General features: G+C 66.4%; 2 protein-coding genes. One reads left to right on the top strand and one right to left on the bottom strand.

Features of this window, described 5'->3' with window-relative positions:
- Positions 1-121: 121 nt before the first annotated feature.
- The gene (locus AC2W7C_RS17615) at positions 122-487 is read right to left on the bottom strand and encodes a PadR family transcriptional regulator (RefSeq protein WP_486002530.1); all 366 of its coding nucleotides are present in this window, start codon (positions 485-487) and stop codon (positions 122-124) included.
- A 243-nt stretch (positions 488-730) separates the two neighbouring features.
- On the opposite strand from AC2W7C_RS17615, the gene coxB reads away from it, so the two are divergent.
- Positions 731-1,631, top strand: a 901-nt coding sequence (gene coxB / locus AC2W7C_RS17620) for a cytochrome c oxidase subunit II (RefSeq protein ID WP_486002531.1), incomplete at its 3' end; no start/stop codon positions are given.

Raw genomic sequence — 1,631 nt, forward strand, 5'->3', positions numbered from 1 at the left:
CGGGCGGCCGTCGGCGGCGCCGTCCTCGAATGCTGTTCGTAGTCGGACGCGATCTCGGCGGCGGTGCGGGTGGGCAGGCCCACCAGTCCGCGCCTCAACCGGCCCATGAATTCGTCCCGGGTCATTTGTCAGCTCCCTCTTGGGCGGGCGCGGCGGCCGGATCGGCCGGGGCGTCCACGATGGTTTCGACGGCGCGGGCGAAGGCGCGCCATTCGGCGGTCTGGGTCTCCAAGGCCCGGCGACCGGCGTCGGTGAGGCGGTAGTATTTGCGCGAGGGTCCCGAGGACGATTCGACCAGATAGGTCTCGACCTGGCCGTCGGTCTGCATGCGCCGCATCAGCGGGTAGATCGTCCCTTCGCCCATATCGATGGCGTCCGACAGGGTGGAGGCGATCTCGTAGGCGTAGCTTTCGCGCCGATTCAGAAGGGCCAGGACGCACAGCGTCAGCACCCCCTTCTTCAACTGGATCTCTATGGTTTCAGGCACATCAACGTCTCCTGTGATGACCAAGGGGTATCGCAAGGTATCTTGTCGCGCAAGGTAGCTGTCCAAACATGAATGCGATTTAATCCGGCGCCCGAACGTCGCGGGGGCGCTCAATCGCTTGGCAAGCGCGGGAGGGGGCGATATGGACCCGGCGAAGTACCGCCGCGGACCCAGCGTCCCGGCGCTTGTTTGCGATTCACTCGCAAACACTTGCGACGAAACGAATTTATGAGGATGTCTCGCATGGGGATGGGCACGCGGGCCCGGGCGATTATCGGCGGCGGTCTGACCGCGCTGAGCCTGGCCGTCTTCGGCGCTGCGCCGGCCTGGGCCAAGGAAGACCTGATGGGTCAGCCGACGCCGGGCGGTATCGCGCTTCAGCCGGCGGCGTCGCCGCTGAAGGTGGAGGCGCACCACTTCCACGACTTCATCCTGCTGCCGATCATCGTGGCGATCTCGCTGCTGGTGCTGGGCCTGCTGGCCTGGATCGTGATCCGCTACAACAAGAAGGCCAATCCGGTTCCGGCCAAGTGGAGCCACAACACCCTGATCGAGATCATCTGGACGGTCGTACCCGTCCTGATCCTGGTGTTCATCTCGCTGTTCTCGTTCCGCCTGCTGTTCGCCTATCACGACATGCCGACGCCGGACCTGACGGTGAAGGCCACGGGCAACCAGTGGAACTGGGCCTATGAGTATCCCGACCAGGGCATCGCCGAGTACGTCTCGAACATGCTGCCGGAAGACGAGGCCAAGGCGCAGAGCGTCCCGTACCGTCTGGCCGCCGACGAGCCGATCGTGGTGCCGGTGGGCAAGACGGTCCGCGTGCTGGTCACGGCCGCCGACGTCATCCACGCCTTCGCCCTGCCGGCGTTCGGCCTGAAGATCGACGCCGTCCCGGGCCGCGTGAACGAGACCTGGTTCAAGGCCGACCGCACCGGAGTCTTCTACGGCCAGTGCTCGGAGCTGTGCGGCGTCGACCACGCCTTCATGCCGATCCAGATCAACGTCGTCACCCAGGCCGAGTTCGAAGCCTGGGTCGCCTCCAAGGGCGGCTCGATGACGCCGAAGACCGCCGAAACAGGCGCCGGGCGGCACGACCGCCCAGGCCGCCGCCGGCACCACGGGGGGCTCCGACGGCCGC

The sequence above is a fragment of the Brevundimonas sp. CURTG3B2_SDJG genome (assembly GCF_057364705.1).